Below are 19,052 nucleotides of genomic sequence, written 5' to 3'. Positions count from 1 at the left end.
GAATCCGTGGCTGAGGATGTGGGGGGCTTCCCGTACCCCGACGGCGCCGACCACGGTGGTGCGGACGACGAGTTCGCCACCGTGGTCTTCGATGAGGCCTTCGTCCGGTCCGCCGCCGTGCACGAGCCGACCGCCAAGGAGCGGCAACTCGCCGCCGCCGAGGCCCGGTTCGAGCCGGAGACCGCGGGTCCGGGCTGGGGCCGTGACGTCCCGGCCGGGGAGGGGCTGCCGCTGGAGCTGCGCCCCTACCCGAGCGGACTGGACGCGGACCACCTCTACCCCGACCCGTGGTCGGGGCCGGGCCGGGCGGCCGACCGCCGGGTCCGGCGGCGGTGGCGACGCGGCTACGACCCGGTGCGCGCCGACGGGCGGTACGTGGCTCAGCAGCGCTGGCACCGGCCGGTGGCCTGGGTGCTCGCCGTGATCATGGGCGTGAGCCTGGTGGCGGTCGCGGTCGCGGCGGTCTACCAGGGCGTGGGCGGCTCCTCGGGGGCGCCCCGGCGCCCCGAGTCCGGCAGCAGCAGCGTCGGGGCCGACCCGGGGCAGGCGCCGGCGGAGCCGCCGCTGGTGGTCACGGCGCCGGCGGGCTAGCGCGGTCCGGCCGGTCCGGTCCGGTGCGGGTGCGGGCGGGGCGGAGGGTCGGGCGCGGGCGCTTCCGGGCGCGGGCGTACGCCCCGGAGTGGTGGTCACGGAGCGTCCCCGGGAATGTGCGCCCGGACCCTCGTGGCGGCGCTGGTGTCCGCCTACCCTGGTGGTGTGGGTGACCCGCGAGAGCCTCCTGAGGGTACGCCCCAGGACGGCTCCGGCAACGAGGACGAATTCCGGTCCGTCGTGTTCGACGAATCGTTCGTGCGGGCTGCCCGCATCCAGGAACTGTCCGCCCGGGAGCGGCTCGCGGGCTCCTTCGGCAAGGCCACCCGGCCGCGGGTGCGGCTCGGCCCGCTGGGCACCGTCCCGCGCCAGGCGCTGCTCCTGCTGCTGCTCGTCCTGCTGGCCTTCGGGACCGCGGTGTACTTCGGGGTGAGCTCGCCGAAGGGCGCCGCGGTGCGGCCCGAGGGCAGCCAAGTGACCGTCAGCCTGGTCGCGTTGAGCCCGTCCTCGGCCGTCCACCCGGTCGCCGATCCGGCGAACCCCTTCGCCGCGCTGCCGCCCGGCTACGCGGACGGCACGGTCGGGCTGAACACCCCGACCGGGGCCGCCACCGGGCACTTCAGCCGGGTCGAGGTGGGCAAGGCGCTCGACACCGTCCAGCGCTACCTGGTCGCCTCCTCGCTCTCCCCGGCCGCGCTGGTCCAGGGCGCCACCGCGGGCGTCCGGGACTTCGTCACACCCGGTGAGCAGGCGGAGTTCGACGCGAGCGTGGCCCAACCGGTGGACGACCGCCACCACGCGGTGACCGGCTGGATCGTCCGCTTCGACCCGACGCGGGTCGCGCTGGCCTCGAACACCGTGAAGGTGGTCGGCGCGATGCGGATCGACGAGGCGGACGGCGGGACCCTGCGGATCACCACCGACCACACCTTCGTCTACGCGCTGAAGCCGGCCGGGGCCCCGGCCGGAGCGCCGGTCACCCTGGAGACCGTGCGGCGGCAGCTGACCTTCGAGTTCGACCGGGTGGACCTGGCCTCGGGGCAGCTGCGGCTGGTGGACTCGGTGGTGCAGGCCGGGCCGGAGCCCTGCGGCACCTCGATGGCGGGCTTCCTGCAGCCGGTGCTGGCCACCGCGCAGGGCACGGAGGTCGCGCCGCCGACGCCGGTCGACCCCGGCAACCACGCCCGGCCGGGCTGGCAGGTGTGCGAGGTGATGGCGGGCTGAGGCGCCGGGGGCCGCGCCCGCACCGAGGCCGTGGAACGGCGCGGCGGCCGGCGCCCCGGGCGGGGCACCGGCCGCCGTCGCGGGGCGCGGGAGGGGTCAGCTGCCGTCGCGGTCCGCGGAGCCGCCGCGGCCGTTGCCGTTGCCGCCGCCGGTGAAGGTGTCGCGGAGCTTGCCGCCGACGGTCGCGGCGCCACCGGCCACGTCCCGCAGCAGGCCCATCAGCGGGTCCTTGCTCTCCTTGACCGAGGTCGTGTAGTGCTCGGCGGCGGCCTTCCACTGCTCGGTGACCGAGGTGTCCGGGTCGTCCGAGCGGCGCGGGTAGGCGCCGGCCAGGATCGAGCGGTAGTCCTCGCTCTCCGCCCACTTCTTCAGCTGGGCGACCCGCACCACCGCGAAGGGGTGGGTCTGCGGCAGCAGCTGGAGCACCTTGAGCACGCCGTCGCGCAGGTCGCCGGCCTTCTCGTACTCCTCGGCCTGCTCCAGGAAGGCGTCGACGTTCATCTCGGCCAGGTTGTGGCCGCCGGCCAGCTTCATCAGGGCCCGCATGGACGCCTGGAGGTCCTGCCCGGCGAGCAGGCCGGCCCGGTCGCTGGACAGCTCCGCCTTGCGGAACCACTCCTTGAGCGCGGTGATGATCGCGGTGATCGCCAGGTTGCCGAGCGGCACCCAGGCGATCCGGGTGGCGATGTTGGTGAGGATCATCAGCATCGTCCGGTAGACGGCGTGGCCGGACATCGCGTGGCCGACCTCGTGGCCGATGACCGAGCGCAGCTCCTCCTCGTCCAGCAGCTCGACCAGGCCGCTGGTGATCACGATGATCGGGGTGTCGATGCCGATGCAGTACGCGTTGACCGTCGGGTCCTGGGAGACGTACAGGTCGGGGACCTGCTCCAGGTCGAGCACGTAGGCGGCGTCGCGCACCATGTCGTGCAGCTCCGGGAACTGGCGCTCGGAGGTCTTCACGGCGGTGGCCAGGAACATCAGCCGGATCGCCCGCTCGGAGACCAGGCCCGCGAGCTTCTTCAGGATGTCGTCGAAGCCGGTCAGCTTGCGCAGCGCGACCAGGGCCGAGCGGTCCGCCGGGTGCTCCCAGGCCCGGGTGGAGATCCCGGGGAAGCGCTCGCGGCGTCGGCTCGGGGTCTTCGAGGTCGTGTCGGTCATGGTCTGAGTACCTCCTGGTCGACGGCGGCCGCGGCCCGCTGGCCCGCCCCCCGCTGGTCTTCGCCTGAAACGACTGTCTGTGCAACGTGCGCGGTTGCGTACTCGTCCCCGGGCTCAGCGTACGCGCGGTCCGCACGGTGGGCGGTGGGGCGGCGGAGGCGCGGGCGGGGCCCCGGACGGGGCTCCTGGCCGGGGTCCGGACGGGGGCGCCGGTGGGGGCGAGGGCGGGCCGGCGGCCGCGTCGCCGGGGCCGGTGGGCGCCGCCGGTGTGAGGCCGGTCTACCCTGAGGCCTGGACGACCGAGACCGGATCCGGCCGCGGTACCGAGCAGTTCGAGGAGCCCCCGCAGATGTCCACCGACACGCTTGTCAGCCTGGCCGCGCCCATCTCCGACGAGTCCGGCCCGGGCCTGTTCCTGCGGATCATCGTGGTCGCGTCCTTCGTGGGCATCGGCCTGCTGATCTGGATCATGGCCCGCGCCTTCAAGAACAACTAGGTCCGGCGAGCCCCGGGACCCCGGACCCGGTCGACGGCCCCCGCGGCGGCCCGGTCCGCGGCCCCGCGGCGGCCCGCGCTCACGCCCGGTCAGCGGCGGTGGGCCGCCGAGCGGTTGCGGTGTAACCCCCCGTACGATGACGGGTGGGCCCTCACCGGCCCGGAACAACCCCCAGGTCCGTTCACCGAGCCGAGAAGGTCCCGCCGACCATGAGCACTGCTGCCGCACTCCCCGTTCTGAACCTGCTCGCCGAGGGCGAGGGGGGCAACCACGACAGTCTGAACCCGGCCCTGACCGGTGGCGCCGCGCTGGTCATCCTGCTGGTCCTGCTCTTCATCACCACCCGCTTCAACCGGGACCGCTGAGCCCGGTCCTGGGGCGGTTCGGGGAGCGTCCGGCCACCGGCCGGCCGCTCCCTCACGCATCTCCGGAGAACCCCCACCCGGCCGTTCCCGCACCGTAACGGGTGTCGCGTAAGGTGTGGCGGCATGGGAGAGCAGGCCGGGAATCCCGGCGGACCGGAACCGGTGAAGAAGCGCCTCGGCGTGATGGGCGGCACCTTCGACCCGATCCACCACGGCCACCTCGTCGCCGCCAGTGAGGTCGCGAGCGCGTTCCACCTGGACGAAGTGATCTTCGTGCCGACCGGGCAGCCGTGGCAGAAGAGCGACCGGCACGTCACCCCGGCCGAGGACCGCTACCTGATGACGGTCATCGCCACCGCCGAGAACCCGCAGTTCTCGGTCAGCCGGATCGACATCGACCGCGAGGGCCCGACGTACACCGTCGACACCCTGCGCGACCTGCACGCCATGCACCCGGACGCCGACCTCTTCTTCATCACCGGCGCCGACGCGCTCGCCCAGATCCTGTCCTGGCGCGACTCCGACGAGCTCTTCTCGCTGGCCCACTTCATCGGATGCACCCGCCCGGGGCACACTCTGTCGGACGCCGGGCTTCCGGTGGGCGGGGTCTCCCTGGTGGAGGTCCCGGCGCTGGCCATCTCCTCCACGGACTGCCGCAACCGGGTCGCCAAGGGCGAGCCGGTCTGGTACCTCGTCCCGGACGGCGTGGTCCGCTACATCGACAAGCGGGCGCTGTACGCGCCGCGCGGGGACTGATCCGGGAGCGGTGCATGACTGATCGCAACGACGGCCGGCGGCCGGAGGACTGGTCCACCGGGCAGTACCAGCAGCCGTACCAGGGCTACCGGCACCCGCAGCAGGAGCAGCAGCCGCAGGCGCCGTCCCAGCCGCAGTCGCAGTCGTACGAGCAGCAGCAGTATGACCAGCAGTACGACCAGTACGGGCAGCCGGTGTACGGGCAGGACCCGTACGGCTACCAGCAGCAGGGCTACCAGGGGTACGACGGGTACCAGCAGCAGCCGTACCAGGCCGCCGCCCCGGTCGCGGCCGAGCCGCAGGCGCCGTCGTCACCCGGGGCGGCTCCGGCTCCGGCCTCGGTGGTGCCTCCGGCGGCCGAGGCCGCTGCGCCCGCCGGCCCCGCCGCCTCCGCTGCCGCGCCGCCGCGTCCTCGGGTGCCCAGGCCCGCCGCGGAGACGGCGCCGGCCAAGGCGGCTCCGCCGTCCGAGCAGGTCGCCGGGGCGCGGGCCGGGAAGGCCGGCGGCAAGGCGCCCAAGGACAGCTACACCACGGGCGAGTTCACCTTCGTCGACGAGGAGGCGGAGGAGACCGAGGACGTCATCGACTGGCTGAAGTTCGCCGAGTCCCGCAGCGAGGTGCGCGCCGAGCGCCGCCGCAAGCTGCGCAACCGGCTGATCGGCCTCGGTGCGGTGGTGGCGCTCGCGGCCGCCGGCGTCGGCGGCTACCTCTTCCTCACCGGTGACAAGCCGACCGCGGCCGCCGCGGCGGGCGGGCGCCAGGTCAACGTCGTCCACCTGCGCGACCTCCAGGGCAAGGTGTCCAGCGCGCTGCTGGTCAACGACGCGTCCGGGAAGAAGGGCACGGTCCTGCTGCTGCCCGACACCCTGCGGCTGCCCGGCCCGGGGGACCCGCCGGTCACCACGATCGGCCAGTCCATGGACGGCATCGGCGCCTCGGCGACCCGCGAGGGCCTGTCCACCGTGCTCGGCGCCCCGGTGGCCGGCACCTGGCGGCTGGACACCCCGTACCTGGAACTGCTGGTCTCCCAGCTCGGCGGCGTCCGGGTGGACACCAACGCCGAGACCCACGAGGGCGGCAAGCCGGACGGCAAGCTGCTGTCCGCGGCCGGGAAGAACACCATGCTCAGCGGGAAGGCCGCCGTCGCGTACGCGACGCTGCAGAACCAGGGGGAGAACCGGGACGCCCAGCTGGCCCGGTTCGGACAGGTGATGGACGCCGTGGTGCGCACCATGCCCACCGAGTTCAAGGACGCCAAGGACGACGTGCACCGGATGAACGCGGTGCTCGACCCCTCGCTGCCCGAGGACGCCCTCGCCGGGGTGCTCGTCCAACTCGCCCAGCAGGCGAAGGACGGCCACTTCGGCACCACCGCGCTGACCGTCAAGCCGGACGGCAGCCTGGACGAGGCGACCGCGGGCAAGCAGGTCAAGGACGTGCTGGGCGGCACCGTGAAGTCCGCGGCCGCCGGCGACGCCCCGGCCCGGGTCGCGATCCAGGACTCCAGCGGCAACGACACGGCCGCCACCGCGGCGCAGGTCCAGATCGTCAACTCCGGCCTGACGTTCATCCCGGGCGGCGCCAAGGCCGCCCCGCAGGCCGCCAGTGAGATCCGCTACACCGACGACGCCCGGCAGGGCGCGGCCAAGTCGCTGGCGACCAGCCTCGGCCTGCCGGACACGGCGGTGAAGAAGGTGACCGGCGACACCCAGAACGCGGACCTGCTGGTCGTCCTCGGCAAGGACTACCAGCCGCCGAAGGGCCAGTAGGGCGACGGCCCGGACCGGGCCGACCCGGCCCGGGGGCGAGCCGCACGGGCCCGGAGTGCCGATGGGGCCGGCCGTGCGGGCCCGGAACGGTGGTGGGGCGGCCCGGCGGGCCCGGGAAATCGGTTCCGGGCCCGCCCGGGCGGCGTGAGATCCTGGAAGGCGACCCCGGCCGCGCGCCGGGGCGCCCCCAAGCCGCCGAGCCGGAAGAACACCGTGACCGTCACCGACCACAGCCAGCAGCTCATCACCGTCGCCGCGCAGGCGGCGGCCGACAAGCTCGCGCACAACATCATCGCCTTCGACGTCAGCGAGGTGCTGTCGATCACCGACGCCTTCCTGATCGCCTCCGCGAACAACGACCGCCAGGTCCGCTCGATCGCCGAGGAGATCGAGGACCAGCTGCGCGAGCAGCTGGACATCAAGCCGGTGCGCCGCGAGGGCGAGCGCGAGGGCCGCTGGATCCTGCTCGACTACCTGGACATCGTCGTGCACGTCCAGCACTCCGAGGAGCGCTCCTTCTACTCGCTGGACCGCCTCTGGAAGGACTGCCCCGAGCTGCCGCTGCCCGAGGACGCCCTGGCCTCGCGCAACCGCCCGGACGCGCACACCGACGAGGCCGGCAACGCCGTCGCGCCCGCCGACGACTTCGGCAAGCCCGAGGACCTGCACTGAGCCGGGGCGCGCGCGGCCCGCGCATCGTCTTCTGGCGGCACGGCCAGACCTCCTGGAACCTCGAGTCGCGCTTCCAGGGCAGCACGGACATCGAGCTGACCGGCCAGGGCGTCCTGCAGGCCCAGCGGGCGGCCAGGCTGCTCTCCGGGCTCCGTCCCGACCTGCTCATCTCCTCGGACCTCCAGCGGGCCCGGCGCACCGCCGCGGAGCTGGCCGAGGTCACCGGGCTCGACGTGCAGCACCACGAGGGGCTGCGGGAGACCTTCGCGGGCTCCTGGCAGGGCCTGACCAACGCCGAGATCCGCGAGCGCTTCCCGGAGGAGTACGAGGCCTGGGCGGCCGGCGAGCCGGTGCGGCGCGGCGGTGACGGCGAGCTGGCCACCGAGGTCGCCGACCGCTCGGTGCCGGTGGTCCTGGAGGCCGTCGGCAAGCTCCCGGAGAACGGCACGCTGGTGGTGGTCAGCCACGGCGGGACGATCCGCACCATGCTCGGGCGGCTGCTCGACCTGGAGCCGGCCCAGTGGGAGCGCTTCGGCGGGCTGTCCAACTGCTGCTGGTCGGTGCTCGGCCTGGGGGCGCGCGGCTGGCGCCTGCTGGAGCACAACGCGGGCACGCTCCCGCAGCCGGTCATCGGCGACGACACCTGATCCGCCGCCGCACCGGCTCGGGCGGCGGCGGTGCCGGGGGCCCTCAGGGGCCCTCGGCCGGGGCCGTGGCCCGGGGCCCGGCCGGGGCTCGGTGGGGGTCCGGCGGGGTTCGGAAGGGCGGATTTCGCAGTTCCGCCCCTGACCAGCTAGAGTCTTCCTCGTTCGCAGGGAAGGAACGCGGCCCGGAAGGGAAGCGGGAGATCCGGTGAGTGCGGGGCTATAGCTCAGTTGGTAGAGCGCTTGCATGGCATGCAAGAGGTCTGGGGTTCAATTCCCCATAGCTCCACTCCGCATCGGCGGTCGTGGTCAGCCAGGGTCGTCCGTGTCGCGGGGCTATAGCTCAGTTGGTAGAGCGCTTGCATGGCATGCAAGAGGTCTGGGGTTCAATTCCCCATAGCTCCACAGCAGTTCGGAAGGCCGTCACCCACTGGGTGGCGGCCTTCCGGCGTTTCGGGCCCGCCTGCGGCCTTCCGGTCTTCCGGCCTTCCGGTCGTGTGGTTTGTGGTTTGTGGCGTGCGGCGGCTCGGGGCCCGAGGGGCCTCAGGTCTCGCAGACGTGGTCCCGGCCGCCCGGCGGCAGCGCGGCGAGCCGCTCGACCCGCTCCCGGTCCTCCGGCTCGGCCGGCACGTAGACCACGATGTAGCACTCCGGCACGCCCGGCATCGTCAGGTAGGTGGCGTTCAGCCTCAGCACCCCGACCTCCGGGTGACGGAACACCCGCAGCCACGGCTCCGGCGGCGCGACCTCCTGGCGGGCCCACAGCTCCCGGAACAGCGCGCTGCCCGCCGACATCCGCTGCACGTGCCCCTCCCAGGCCGGCTCGCCCACGTGCTTGCCGTACGCCGAGCGCAGCACCGCCACCATCCGCGGCAGGGTCTCCTCCCGGTTCTCGCACGGGTTGCAGCACGGCGGGGAGGTCAGCATGCACCAGAGGCTGTTGAACACCGCCCCGCGGGACGGGCGCAACCGGTCGGTGCCGAACATCGCGCGGTACGGGCCGTTGAAGCCCAGCACGTCGAACCGGGTGTTGGAGACCGCGGCCGGCAGCGGGGCCAGCGCGTCCAGGATCACCCGGATCGACGGCGACAGCTCCGGCGCCGCCGGCAGCACCCGCGCCGAGGAGGCCACCCCGGCCAGCCGGAACAGGTGCTCGTGCTCGGTGCCGTCCAGCCGCAGCGCCCGGGCCACCGCCAGCAGCACCTGCTCGCTCGCGTTGATCGGCCGCCCCTGCTCCAGCCACGTGTACCAGGTCACCCCGACCCCGGCGAGCTGCGCGACCTCCTCGCGCCGCAGACCCGGCGTCCGGCGGCGCAGCCCCGGCGGCAGCCCGACGTCCTCGGGGGTGACCCGCGCCCGGCAGGCCCTCAGGAAACGGGCCAGCTCGGTGCGCCGGCGGTCTCGCCCGCCGGCCGTGGCGGGAAGTTCCTCCAGGACGGTCATGGCCCCATCGTGCCGCAGCCCGCCCGGCCGGAACAGGTGCTGCCGGTACCAGGATCGGCAGGCTCTAACCACCAGTACCGGCGCCGCCCCAGGCTGACGGCCATGACGGACCTTCAGAGCCGGCCCCGCGTGGCCGGAGGCACCACCGAGGCCCCGGCGGTACGGCCCGGGCTGCTCCTCGCGCTCGTCCTGTGCGGGCAGTTCATGGCCATGCTCGACGTCTCCATCGTCAATGTCGCGGTCCCCACCATCCGAACCGACCTCGGCGCCTCCGGCGCCGCCCTCCAGCTGGTCATCGCCGGCTACACCATCGCCTACGCGGTGCTGCTCATCACCGGAGCCCGGCTCGGCGGCCGCTACGGCTACAGCCGGATCTTCCGGCTCGGCCTGGCCGTCTTCACCGCCGCCTCGCTGGCCTGCGGCCTCGCCCCGGCCACCGGCTGGCTGATCGCCTTCCGGCTGCTCCAGGGCGCCGGCTCGGCCCTGATGGTGCCCCAGGTGATGAGCCTGCTCCAGCGCACCTTCACCGGCGCCGCCCGCACCCGGGCGCTCGGCCTCCACGCGGCGGTGCTGGCCGGCGGCATGGCGTTCGGCCAGGTGCTCGGCGGCATCCTGGTCAGCGCCGACCTGTTCGGCAGCGGCTGGCGGCCGGTGTTCCTGGTCAACGTGCCGATCGGCCTGCTGCTGCTCGCGGCGGGCGCCCGGCTGCTGCCCCGGCTGCCCGGCGACGCCTCCCGCGGCTTCGACCTGCCCGGCCTGGTGGTGCTCGGCGCGGCCCTCGGCCTGCTGGTGGTCCCGCTCGTCCTCGGCCACGAGCTGGGTTGGCCCGGCTGGGGCTGGGCGATGATCGTGGCCGGCGCACTGCTGCTCGGCCTGTTCGTGGCCGTCGAGCGCCGGATCGCCCGGCGCGGCGGACAGCCGCTGATCTCCGGGCGGGTGCTGCGCGCCCCCGGGCTGCGCCCCGCGGCCGCCGGACTGTTCGCGGTCATGGCGGCGTTCGCGGGCTTCACCTTCGCCTTCGCCCTGCACCAGCAGGCCGCGCTCGGCCACACCGCGCTGAGGGCCGGACTCTGCTCGGCGCCCTTCGCCGCCGGCTTCGGCCTGTCCAGTCTGCTCTGGCACCGGTTGCCCCAGCGGCTGCACCGGGCCCTGCCGGTGTTCGCCGGAGTGCTGCTCGGCGGCGGCTACCTGCTGCTCGGGCTGCTGCTCGGCGGCGGGGCGGGGATCGGCGCCGGGCCGCTGCTGGAGACGACCGCGCTCGGGATGGCCGCCGGCTGCGCGTACGCGCCGCTGTTCGCCCGGGCGCTCGCGGGGGTGGCGCCCGAGGACGCGGCCGACGCCAGCGGCGTGATGGTGACGGTCATCCAGTTCGGCCAGGTGATCGGCGTCGCGGTGCTGGGCTCGGTGTTCCTGGGGCGGGTCGACCTGCCGGCGCCGGCCGCCGAGTCGGGGGCGGCGCTGCGGACCACCCTGCTGGTCGCCGCCGCGGCGGCGCTGGCCGCGGCGGGCTTCGCGGCGCGCGGGCGGCGGACGGTGCGGTAGCGGTGCGGAGCGGTGAGGTGAGGTGCGGTGCGTGGTGGAGGGCTGTGGGGTGGCGGGTTGTGAGGTGGTGGAGCGCGCGGTCGGTAGAGGTGCGCCCCGGGCGGGTGGTGCACTCCCGGGGCGCGGGGAGGAGGGGCGCGCGGGGCGCGTGGTGCGGACCTCGGGAAACGGATTTCAGGAGCACGCCCAGGACCGTGTAAAGTAGTCGATGTCGCCGAGGGAAACGGCCGGAAACAACCGGGAACCACGGTGACATCGCAGGTCAAGGGGCTATAGCTCAGTTGGTAGAGCGCTTGCATGGCATGCAAGAGGTCTGGGGTTCAATTCCCCATAGCTCCACAGCAGTCGAGAGCCGCCTCCCGGAAACGGGAGGCGGCTCTTCGCCGTTCTGCCCGCGCCACCGGTCGGAGCGCCCGGAATCCCGCTACCGTCGTGCCATGGCCGATCTGGAGCGAAGGCGGAACGAGGAACTGGCCCGGATACTCCACCAGCTCGGCTGGAGTCCGGAACGGCTCGCCCGCGAGGTGAGCCTCGCCCTGCCGCCGGGCCTCGCCATCAGCTCCACCGCCCCGTACAAGTGGCGCGATCGCGGCATGGTGCCGCGCAGCCCCCACGACCAGGCGGTCTGCGAGGTGCTCAGCCGCACCCTCGGCATCGCCGTCACCTACGAGCAGCTCTGGGGCCGGATGGGTGGCCACCGCGGCGCCAAGATCCTCTCGCCCCGGCTGCTCACCGACCCGTGGACCGCCGACACCGCCCAGACCGCGCTGCGCGAGGCCGCCACCGACGCCGGACCGGTGCGCCTCACCGACCTGTTCCGCGGCGCCGACCTCGACCAGGCCGCCGCCCGCCTCGACTCGCCGCCACCGCCGGTCGGCGGCGGCGAGGGCGCGCTGCGCGTCGAACCGGGGCTGGCCGGCGAACTCGGCCTGTCCTACCGCAGCAAGCAGAAGCTCGAACGGGCCTGCGGCGGCGGCCTCGTCCTCGGCCCCGTCCGGGCCGAACTCGCCATGCTGGCCAAGCTGCTGGAACTCGGCGCGTACGACGAACGGCTCGGCCGCGAGCTCTACGGCACCGCCAGCAGACTCGCCCGGCTGGCCGGCTGGGCCGGGTACGACCTCGGCCACGACGCGGCCGCGCAGCGCGCCTTCGTCGCCGCGCTGCGGGCCGCCCACGTCAGCGGCGACCCCCGCCTCGGGGTCGCGGTGCTCGGCGCGCTGGTCGTGCTCGCCACCCAGGGCACCGGCGGGCGCGGGCTGGACGCCGTCTCCGCGCTCGTGACCGCCCTGGACACCCACGGCGCCGCGCTCAGCCCCACGACCCGGGCCCGCCAGTACGGCCGGCTCGCCCGCGCGTACGGCCGCCGGGGCGAGGCCGAGCGGGCCGAGGCCGCCGCCGCCCGGGCCTTCGCCGAGCTGGACGGTCTGCCCGGCGCCGAGGAGACCCGGGCCGGGCTCGCCGGGATGGTGGGAGAGGGACGGCTGGCGCTCGGCCAGCACCGGCTGGCCAAGGTGCTGCTCGCCGAGGCCGTGGCCGGGCTCGGGCCGGGGCGGGCCCGTTCCAAGGCGCTGCTGATGGTGCGCCTCGCCGAGGCCCACCGCAGGCTCGGCGACCAGCGGGAGGCGGCCCGCACCGCCTCGCTGGCGCGCTCGCTCGCGGCGGGGATGCAGTCGGAGCGGCTGGCGAAGGCGCTGCGGGAGTTCGACGCGGTGGGGCGGGCGGCGGCGCGGTAGGGCGGGTGGCGGCGCGGTGCGGTGCGGTGGGCGGCGGTGCGGTGCGGTGGAGCGGGTGGCGGTGCACCCCGCAGCCCGCCGACCCGCTTGCGGTACCCTGAGCCCATGCGAACCGTGCGCCTGCTCCTTAGCCGGCCGCGCTGACCAGGACCGGCTGAGCCCTCGGGCGGTGCCGGAGTCGGCGTGGCGTCCCCTCCTGCGAGGGGATTTTTTGTTTTCCGCCCCCGACCCCGTCCCGGGCGGGGTCCACGGGCCGGCCGCCTGCGCGGTTCGCCAACCGACATCGATGGAGCTTGAAGGACCATGAGCGAGACGACCCCTGCGTCCGGCGCGGCCGAGACCGTGACCGAGCCGTTCCGGTACAGCGCCGCGCTGGCGGCCGAGATCGAGTCCCGCTGGCAGGACATCTGGGAGAAGGAGGGCACCTTCCACGCCCCCAACCCCACCGGTGCGCTGGCCGACCCGGCGGCCGGCGACGTCGCCGCGAAGCCGCACAGCTTCATCATGGACATGTTCCCGTACCCCTCGGGCGCGGGCCTGCACGTCGGCCACCCGCTGGGCTACATCGCCACCGACGTCTTCGCCCGCTACCAGCGGATGACCGGCCACAACGTGCTGCACACGCTGGGCTACGACGCCTTCGGCCTGCCCGCCGAGCAGTACGCGGTGCAGACCGGCACCCACCCGCGGGTCTCCACCGAGGCCAACATCGCCAACATGCGCCAGCAGCTGCGCCGGCTGGGCCTGGGACACGACCCGCGCCGCTCGATCTCCACGATCGACCCGGACTACTACCGCTGGACCCAGTGGATCTTCCTGCAGATCTTCAACTCCTGGTACGACGCGGACGCCCGCAAGGCCCGACCGATCACCGAGCTGGTCGCCGAGTTCGAGTCCGGCACGCGTGAGGTCCCGGGCGGGCGCGCCTGGGCCGAGCTGTCCGTCGCCGAGCGCGACGAGGTGCTGGGCGAGTACCGCCTGGCCTACTCCAAGGAGGTGCCGGTCAACTGGTGCCCGGGCCTGGGCACCGTGCTGGCCAACGAGGAGGTCACCGCGGACGGCCGCTCCGAGCGCGGCAACTTCCCGGTGTTCAAGTCCAACCTGCGCCAGTGGATGATGCGCATCACCGCGTACTCGGACCGGCTGATCGAGGACCTGGACCTGCTGGACTGGCCCGAGGCCATCAAGCTGCAGCAGCGCAACTGGATCGGGCGCTCCGAGGGCGCCCGGGTCGACTTCGCGGCCCCCGGCGACCGGAAGATCACCGTCTTCACCACCCGGCCCGACACCCTGTTCGGTGCCACCTACATGGTGCTGGCCCCCGAGCACGACCTGGTCGACTCGATCGTCCCCGCCGTCTGGCCCGAGGGCGTGCCCGCCGAGTGGACCGGCGGCGCCGCGACCCCCGCCGAGGCCGTCGCCGCCTACCGGGCCGCGGCCGCCGCCAAGTCGGACGTCGAGCGGCAGGTCGAGGCCAAGGTCAAGACCGGTGTCTTCACCGGCGCCTACGCCGTCAACCCGGTCAGCGGCGAGTCCGTGCCGGTGTTCATCGCCGACTACGTGCTGATGGGCTACGGCACCGGCGCCATCATGGCCGTCCCCGCCCACGACCACCGCGACTTCGCGTTCGCCCGCGCCTTCGCGCTGCCGATGCGCTGCGTCGTCCAGCCCACGGACGGCCGCGGCACCGACCCGGCCGAGTGGGACGACGCGTTCGGCACCTACGACTCCGTCATCGTCGACTCCGCCCGCTCCGAAGGCGACCTGTCGCTGAACGGGCTGAGCGTCGTCGACGCCAAGGCCGCCGTCACCGCCTGGCTGGCCGAGCGCGGCATCGGCGAGGGCACCGTCAACTACCGCCTGCGCGACTGGCTGTTCAGCCGCCAGCGGTACTGGGGCGAGCCCTTCCCGATCGTCTACGACGAGGACGGCGTCATGCACGCGCTGCCCGAGTCGATGCTGCCGGTCGAGGTCCCCGAGGTCGACGACTACTCGCCGCGCACCTTCGACGCGTACGACGCCGCCTCCTCGCCGGAGACCCCGCTGTCGCGCAACGAGGCCTGGGTCAACGTCGAACTGGACCTGGGCGACGGCGTCCGCAAGTACCGCCGCGAGACCAACACCATGCCCAACTGGGCCGGCTCCTGCTGGTACGAGCTGCGCTACGTCGACCCGGCGAACTCCGCGGCGGTCGTCGACCCGGCCAACGAGAAGTACTGGCTGGGCCCGACGGAGACCAAGCCTGCCGGTGGCGCCGACCTGTACGTCGGCGGCGCTGAGCACGCCGTCCTGCACCTGCTGTACGCGCGCTTCTGGCACAAGGTGCTGCACGACCTGGGCCACGTCTCGTCCGTCGAGCCGTTCCACAAGCTGTTCAACCAGGGCATGATCACCGCCGACGTCTACCGCGACGAGCGCGGCTTCCCGGTGCCCGCCGCCGAGGTCGAGGAGCGCGACGGCCAGTACTTCTGGCAGGGCGAGCCGGTCAAGCGCGAGGCCGGGAAGATGGGCAAGTCCCTGAAGAACGCCGTCGCGCCGGACGACATCGCCGACGAGTACGGCGCCGACACCCTGCGCCTGTACGAGATGTCGATGGGCCCGCTGGACGTCTCCCGCCCGTGGGACACCCGCGCCGTCGTCGGCTCGTACCGCTTCCTGCAGCGCCTGTGGCGCAACATCGTCTCGGAGACCACCGGCGAGCTGGTCGTCACCGACGAGGAGCCGGACGAGGCGACGCTGCGCGCCCTGCACAAGGCGATCGACGGCATCCGCGGCGACATGGCCGGACTGCGCTTCAACACGGCCGTCGCCAAGGCCATCGAGCTGAACAACTACCTGGTCAAGCGCGGCTCCACGCCGCGGACCGTGGCCGAGCAGCTGGTGCTGATGGTCGCGCCGCTGGCCCCGCACATCGCCGAGGAGCTGTGGCGCCGCCTGGGCCACGGCGACTCGCTGGCGCACACCGACTACCCGGTCGCCGACCCGGCGTACGTGGTGGACGAGACGGTGACCTGCGTGGTCCAGATCAAGGGCAAGGTCAAGGCGCGGCTGGAGGTCGCGCCGGGCATCTCGGACGCCGAGCTGGAGGCGCTGGCGCTGGCGGAGCCGGTGGTCGTCGCGGCGATCGGCGGGGCCGAGGTGCGGAAGGTGATCGCGCGGGCTCCGAAGCTGGTGAACATCGTCACCGGCTGAGTGCGGCTGTCGTTGCTTGTGCTCCCGCTGTCGCTCCCGCTGGTGGGGGAGTGAGCGCGGGAGTTCCGGCGAAGTGATCGGGCGGGTGTCCTCCGGGGCGCCCGCCCGGCGCCGTCTTGCTGCTGCGCGGGTTCGGTGCGGGGAGTTCCCGGGCCTCCGCGGGCGGTGTCCGGGGCGGCCTCGCGGGCGGTGTCCGGGGTGGTCCCGCGGGCGGTGTCCGGGGTGGCCCGGGACCCTCGCGGGACCCTCGGGGAGATCCCGGATCTGACCCTGATCTCCGTTCGCGGAGGCCGCGCGGGCTGCCCCCGGGCGGCTTCCGGCGGCTACCGTGGAACCCTCGGCGATGCGGCCCGCGTTGGGCCCGGTGAGGGCCGGAAACGACGGCGGAAGGTGGCGCGCGATGGACGTGTTCGGCGTGATGATCGGCCTGGTCCTGCTCTTCGGGGTCGCGGTGATGGTCCTGGCCGTGGTCGGCACGGTGAAGGCCGCCAAGGCCGTCGGCGCCAAGATCGAGAAGCACGAGGCCGGCGCCCGTCGCGCCGTGGAGACCGCCGCCCTCAAGGCCAAGACGTACACCAAGGTCGGCCCGCCCGCGCAGATCGCCAACGTCCGGCTCGGCCTGCGGACCTCGCTCGACGGCACCCGGCAGGTGCTGGAGAGCGGGCTCGCGCAGGACGGCCAGCTCGGCGAGGCACTCGCCCTGCTCGGACGGCTCGACGCGCACGCCGCCGAGCTCGACGGCGAACTGCGGATGCTGGAACGGGAGCCGGACACCGCGCGGATCGCCGCCAAGCTGCCGGAGCTGCGCGAGCGGGCGGAGCGGATCACCCACTCCGCGGAGACGATGCGCTGGGCGGCGCAGGACCGGATGCACCGCTTCGCGGACGACGAGCTGAGCCGGCTGAGCCAGGAGTGCGAGAGCGAGGCGGGGGCGCTGCGGCACTGGGATGTCGCGGGGGGTGCCGCTTCGGGTACTTCCGACGCCTCCTCGGGCGGCTCCGGTGCTTCGGGGGCCTCGGGTGGGCCGGCTGCTTCGGGTTCGGCTGGTTCGGTCGGTTCGGTCGGTTCGGTCGGTTCGGCTGGTTCCACCGGTTCCGCGCGGGCGGCCGGGAAGGCCGGGGGAGCGGTCCGGGCCGGGCTGACCGACGGGAAGGGGCGCCCGAGCGCGGAGGAACTGCTCGGGCTCGCCGATCCGCTGGCCAAGCTGGCACAGCGGCTTCGTAAGCCCTCGGCCGGGCCGTCGACGGGGCCCTCGGCGGGCTGAGCCGGCGGCCCGCCGCGAGACCTCCGCCCGGTGACCACACCGGGCGCTGTCGTCCCGGACCGGCGGGGAGTAACCTCCGGCTCATGCCCTCCGACCTCGCGCTTGTCACCGATTCCACGGCCTATCTGCCGCAGGAGACCCTCGACCGGCACGGGATCACGGTCGTCCCGCTGAGCGTCGCGGTCGGTGACTCCGTGCTGAGCGAGGGCGTCGAGATCTCCCCGAAGGACGTCGCCGAGGCGCTGCGCGGAAAGCAGCGGGTGACCACTTCCCGGCCGAACCCGGAGACCTTCGCCGCCGCCTACCGGGCGGCCGCCGAGGCCGGGGCGGAGGGCATCGTCTCGGTGCACATCTCCGGCGAGCTGTCCGGCACCGTCGAGGCCGCCCGGCTCGCCGCCGCCGAGGCGCCCGTACCGGTGCGGGTGGTGGACAGCCGGCTGGTCGGGATGGCGCTCGGGTACGGGGTGCTGGCGGCGGCCGAGGCGATCGCGGCCGGGCAGGGCCTGACGGAGGCGGCCGAGGCGGCCTCCGCGCGGGCGGCCGGGACCAGCGGGTTCTTCTACGTCGACACCCTGGAACACCTGCGCCGGGGCGGCCGGATCGGAGCGGCGCGGGCCCTGCTCGGCTCGGCCCTGGCGGTCAAGCCGCTGCTGCACCTGGACGGCGGACGGATCGAGCCGCTGGAGAAGGTACGGACGGCGTCGCGGGCGATCGCGCGACTGGAGGAGATCGCGGTCGAGCGGTCGGGGGAGCGGGAGGTCGACATCACCGTGCACCACCTGGCGGCCGAGGAACGGGCCGAACCGCTCGCGGAGCGGCTGCGGGCCCGGGTACCGGGGCTGCGGGAGCTGTACGTGGGAGAGGTGGGGGCGGTGATCGGCGCGCACGTCGGGCCGGGGCTGCTGGCGGTGGTGGTCGCGCCGCGCTGAGGGCGGGCGGCTGCGCCCGGGGCGATGTCGGGCGGCTGGGCTCGGGTGGGCCGAATGTCAATCCAAAGCTCCACATCCCACTCGTGCGAGTGACACTTCTATCCACAACCCCCTGGTTATCCACAGGGTTTCGTTGATTTCCGCACGCTCGCCGGCGGACTCCTACCGTCCTCGGCATGACGACCATGGGCCTGGGCGCGGCGAAGCGCCATGCGATCGACGAGACGGCGCGGCTGCGGATGGCGGCGCTGCTTCCACCGGCCGACGAACCGGAACACGACCCGCTCGAGAGCCCCACCGAGGGCTCCTCGGGGACGCCTCCAGCCGCGCTGGAGTCGCGCCGGGCGGCAGGGGCAGCGGCTGGGGCTGGGGCTGGGGCAGGGGCCGGGGCTGGGCCGCCGACGGGCGGCGCCGTGCCGTCGTCCCCGGAGGCGGGCGGTGCGGTGGATCCGGGCGCGGTTGCAGATCCGTCGGGGACCGGGGCTCGTCCGCGGTCCTCCTCCCTCCCCCCGCTCGCTTCGGCGCTGGCCCTCGACCGGCGGGCGGTGGCCGGCTTGGCCATCCTGCTGCTGTTCGCCGTCGGCTACGCCGTCCAGCACTTCTGGCTGGCCCGCCCGGAGACGGTCGCGGTGCCCGCGCTGGCCGCGGTCGCGGCACCTTCGGGGGCTGACCCCTCCGCTCCGCTCGCCTCGGTCTCCTCCGGTGCCCCCGGTTCGCCCGGTGCCTCCGGTGCCTCCGGTACCTCCGCTTCCGAGGCCGTCGCCGGTACCGGCGCCGCCGTCGTGGTGGACATCGGCGGACGGGTCCACCTCCCCGGCCTGCACACCCTGCCCGGCGGCTCCCGGGTGGCCGACGCCCTGCGGGCTGCGGGCGGCCCACTGCCGGAGACGGACACCAGGAGCCTCAACCTGGCCCGCGTCCTGACGGACGGTGAGCAGATCCTGGTCGGTGAGCAGGTGCCCGCTCCCGCTCCGGCCATCGGGAACGGCAACGGGAACGGGCCTCCTGGCCCCGCCGCGCCCCGGGCACCCGTCAGCCTCAACCGCGCCACGCTCGAACAGCTCGACACCCTCCCGGGGGTCGGTCCCACCCTCGCCCAGCGCATCCTCGCCTACCGGGCCTCGCACGGGTCCTTCCGCTCCCTCGACCAGCTCCGCCAGGTCAGCGGCATCGGCGCCCGGACGTACGCGGAGCTCCGGCCGCTGCTCACCCTCTGACACCTCCGCCGCTGTGGTCCCCGTCCGCCTTCCCGCTTCCGAAAGGAGGTACCG

General features: G+C 74.2%; 16 protein-coding genes and 3 tRNA genes. 17 read left to right on the top strand and 2 right to left on the bottom strand.

Going from position 1 to position 19,052, the window contains the following annotated elements:
- Nucleotides 1-6 precede the first annotated feature (6 nt).
- Both ACWD4P_RS10520 and ACWD4P_RS10515 read left to right on the top strand, forming a co-directional pair.
- Nucleotides 7-591 (top strand): SCO2584 family spore wall biosynthesis protein, encoded by a 585-nt coding sequence (locus ACWD4P_RS10520; RefSeq protein ID WP_359830671.1) that lies wholly within the window; start codon nt 7-9, stop codon nt 589-591.
- 165 nt (nt 592-756) lie between these two features.
- Complete coding sequence (locus tag ACWD4P_RS10515) at nt 757-1,815, top strand: SCO2583 family membrane protein (protein ID WP_359830669.1); 1,059 nt, start codon at nt 757-759, stop codon at nt 1,813-1,815.
- Between the two features lie 96 nt (nt 1,816-1,911).
- On the opposite strand, the gene ACWD4P_RS10510 is transcribed toward ACWD4P_RS10515, so the two are convergent.
- Nucleotides 1,912-2,976, bottom strand: coding sequence for a M48 family metallopeptidase (locus tag ACWD4P_RS10510; protein ID WP_359829739.1), 1,065 nt, complete (start codon nt 2,974-2,976; stop codon nt 1,912-1,914).
- A 349-nt stretch (nt 2,977-3,325) separates the two neighbouring features.
- Between ACWD4P_RS10510 and ACWD4P_RS10505 the strand changes: the two genes are divergently transcribed.
- From ACWD4P_RS10505 to ACWD4P_RS10470, 8 genes are all read left to right on the top strand, one after another.
- Nucleotides 3,326-3,472: a hypothetical protein gene (locus tag ACWD4P_RS10505; protein ID WP_158077652.1), complete on the top strand. Its 147-nt coding sequence runs from the start codon at nt 3,326-3,328 to the stop codon at nt 3,470-3,472.
- A gap of 209 nt (nt 3,473-3,681) precedes the next feature.
- Entirely contained in the window at nt 3,682-3,837 is a 156-nt protein-coding gene (locus ACWD4P_RS10500) for a hypothetical protein (RefSeq protein WP_181970583.1), read from the top strand.
- A gap of 123 nt (nt 3,838-3,960) precedes the next feature.
- The gene (gene nadD, locus ACWD4P_RS10495; protein ID WP_359829740.1) at nt 3,961-4,593 is read left to right on the top strand and encodes a nicotinate-nucleotide adenylyltransferase; all 633 of its coding nucleotides are present in this window, start codon (nt 3,961-3,963) and stop codon (nt 4,591-4,593) included.
- Nucleotides 4,594-4,607: 14 nt separating this feature from the next.
- Entirely contained in the window at nt 4,608-6,362 is a 1,755-nt protein-coding gene (locus ACWD4P_RS10490) for an LCP family protein (protein ID WP_449779331.1), read from the top strand.
- A gap of 213 nt (nt 6,363-6,575) precedes the next feature.
- Nucleotides 6,576-7,034, top strand: a complete 459-nt coding sequence (gene rsfS, locus ACWD4P_RS10485) for a ribosome silencing factor (RefSeq protein ID WP_224284631.1) — start codon at nt 6,576-6,578, stop codon at nt 7,032-7,034.
- Entirely contained in the window at nt 7,031-7,681 is a 651-nt protein-coding gene (locus ACWD4P_RS10480; protein ID WP_359829744.1) for a histidine phosphatase family protein, read from the top strand. The genes rsfS and ACWD4P_RS10480 overlap by 4 nt, the downstream gene beginning before the upstream one ends.
- 213 nt (nt 7,682-7,894) lie before the next feature.
- A tRNA-Ala gene (locus ACWD4P_RS10475) sits at nt 7,895-7,967 on the top strand.
- Between the two features lie 43 nt (nt 7,968-8,010).
- A tRNA-Ala gene (locus ACWD4P_RS10470) sits at nt 8,011-8,083 on the top strand.
- Nucleotides 8,084-8,221: 138 nt separating this feature from the next.
- Here ACWD4P_RS10470 and ACWD4P_RS10465 read toward each other — a convergent pair.
- Nucleotides 8,222-9,121 (bottom strand): helix-turn-helix transcriptional regulator, encoded by a 900-nt coding sequence (locus ACWD4P_RS10465; protein WP_359829742.1) that lies wholly within the window; start codon nt 9,119-9,121, stop codon nt 8,222-8,224.
- Between the two features lie 102 nt (nt 9,122-9,223).
- On the opposite strand from ACWD4P_RS10465, the gene ACWD4P_RS10460 reads away from it, so the two are divergent.
- From ACWD4P_RS10460 to ACWD4P_RS10430, 7 genes are all read left to right on the top strand, one after another.
- On the top strand, nt 9,224-10,663 hold the full coding sequence (locus tag ACWD4P_RS10460; RefSeq protein ID WP_449779330.1) for an MFS transporter: 1,440 nt from the start codon (nt 9,224-9,226) through the stop codon (nt 10,661-10,663).
- Nucleotides 10,664-10,929: 266 nt separating this feature from the next.
- Nucleotides 10,930-11,002: transfer RNA gene (locus ACWD4P_RS10455), tRNA-Ala, on the top strand.
- A 98-nt stretch (nt 11,003-11,100) separates the two neighbouring features.
- Nucleotides 11,101-12,396 (top strand): hypothetical protein, encoded by a 1,296-nt coding sequence (locus tag ACWD4P_RS10450; RefSeq protein ID WP_359820587.1) that lies wholly within the window; start codon nt 11,101-11,103, stop codon nt 12,394-12,396.
- Between the two features lie 303 nt (nt 12,397-12,699).
- Nucleotides 12,700-15,588: a leucine--tRNA ligase gene (gene leuS / locus ACWD4P_RS10445; protein ID WP_449779329.1), complete on the top strand. Its 2,889-nt coding sequence runs from the start codon at nt 12,700-12,702 to the stop codon at nt 15,586-15,588.
- A 400-nt stretch (nt 15,589-15,988) separates the two neighbouring features.
- Nucleotides 15,989-16,852, top strand: coding sequence for a hypothetical protein (locus ACWD4P_RS10440; RefSeq protein WP_449779328.1), 864 nt, complete (start codon nt 15,989-15,991; stop codon nt 16,850-16,852).
- A gap of 83 nt (nt 16,853-16,935) precedes the next feature.
- Nucleotides 16,936-17,781, top strand: coding sequence for a DegV family protein (locus tag ACWD4P_RS10435; protein ID WP_449779327.1), 846 nt, complete (start codon nt 16,936-16,938; stop codon nt 17,779-17,781).
- A 545-nt stretch (nt 17,782-18,326) separates the two neighbouring features.
- Nucleotides 18,327-18,998: a helix-hairpin-helix domain-containing protein gene (locus ACWD4P_RS10430; RefSeq protein ID WP_449779326.1), complete on the top strand. Its 672-nt coding sequence runs from the start codon at nt 18,327-18,329 to the stop codon at nt 18,996-18,998.
- Nucleotides 18,999-19,052: the final 54 nt, after the last annotated feature.

It is taken from the genome of Kitasatospora sp. NPDC002543, assembly GCF_053594915.1.
This window is presented reverse-complemented; position numbering and strand designations above follow the sequence as displayed.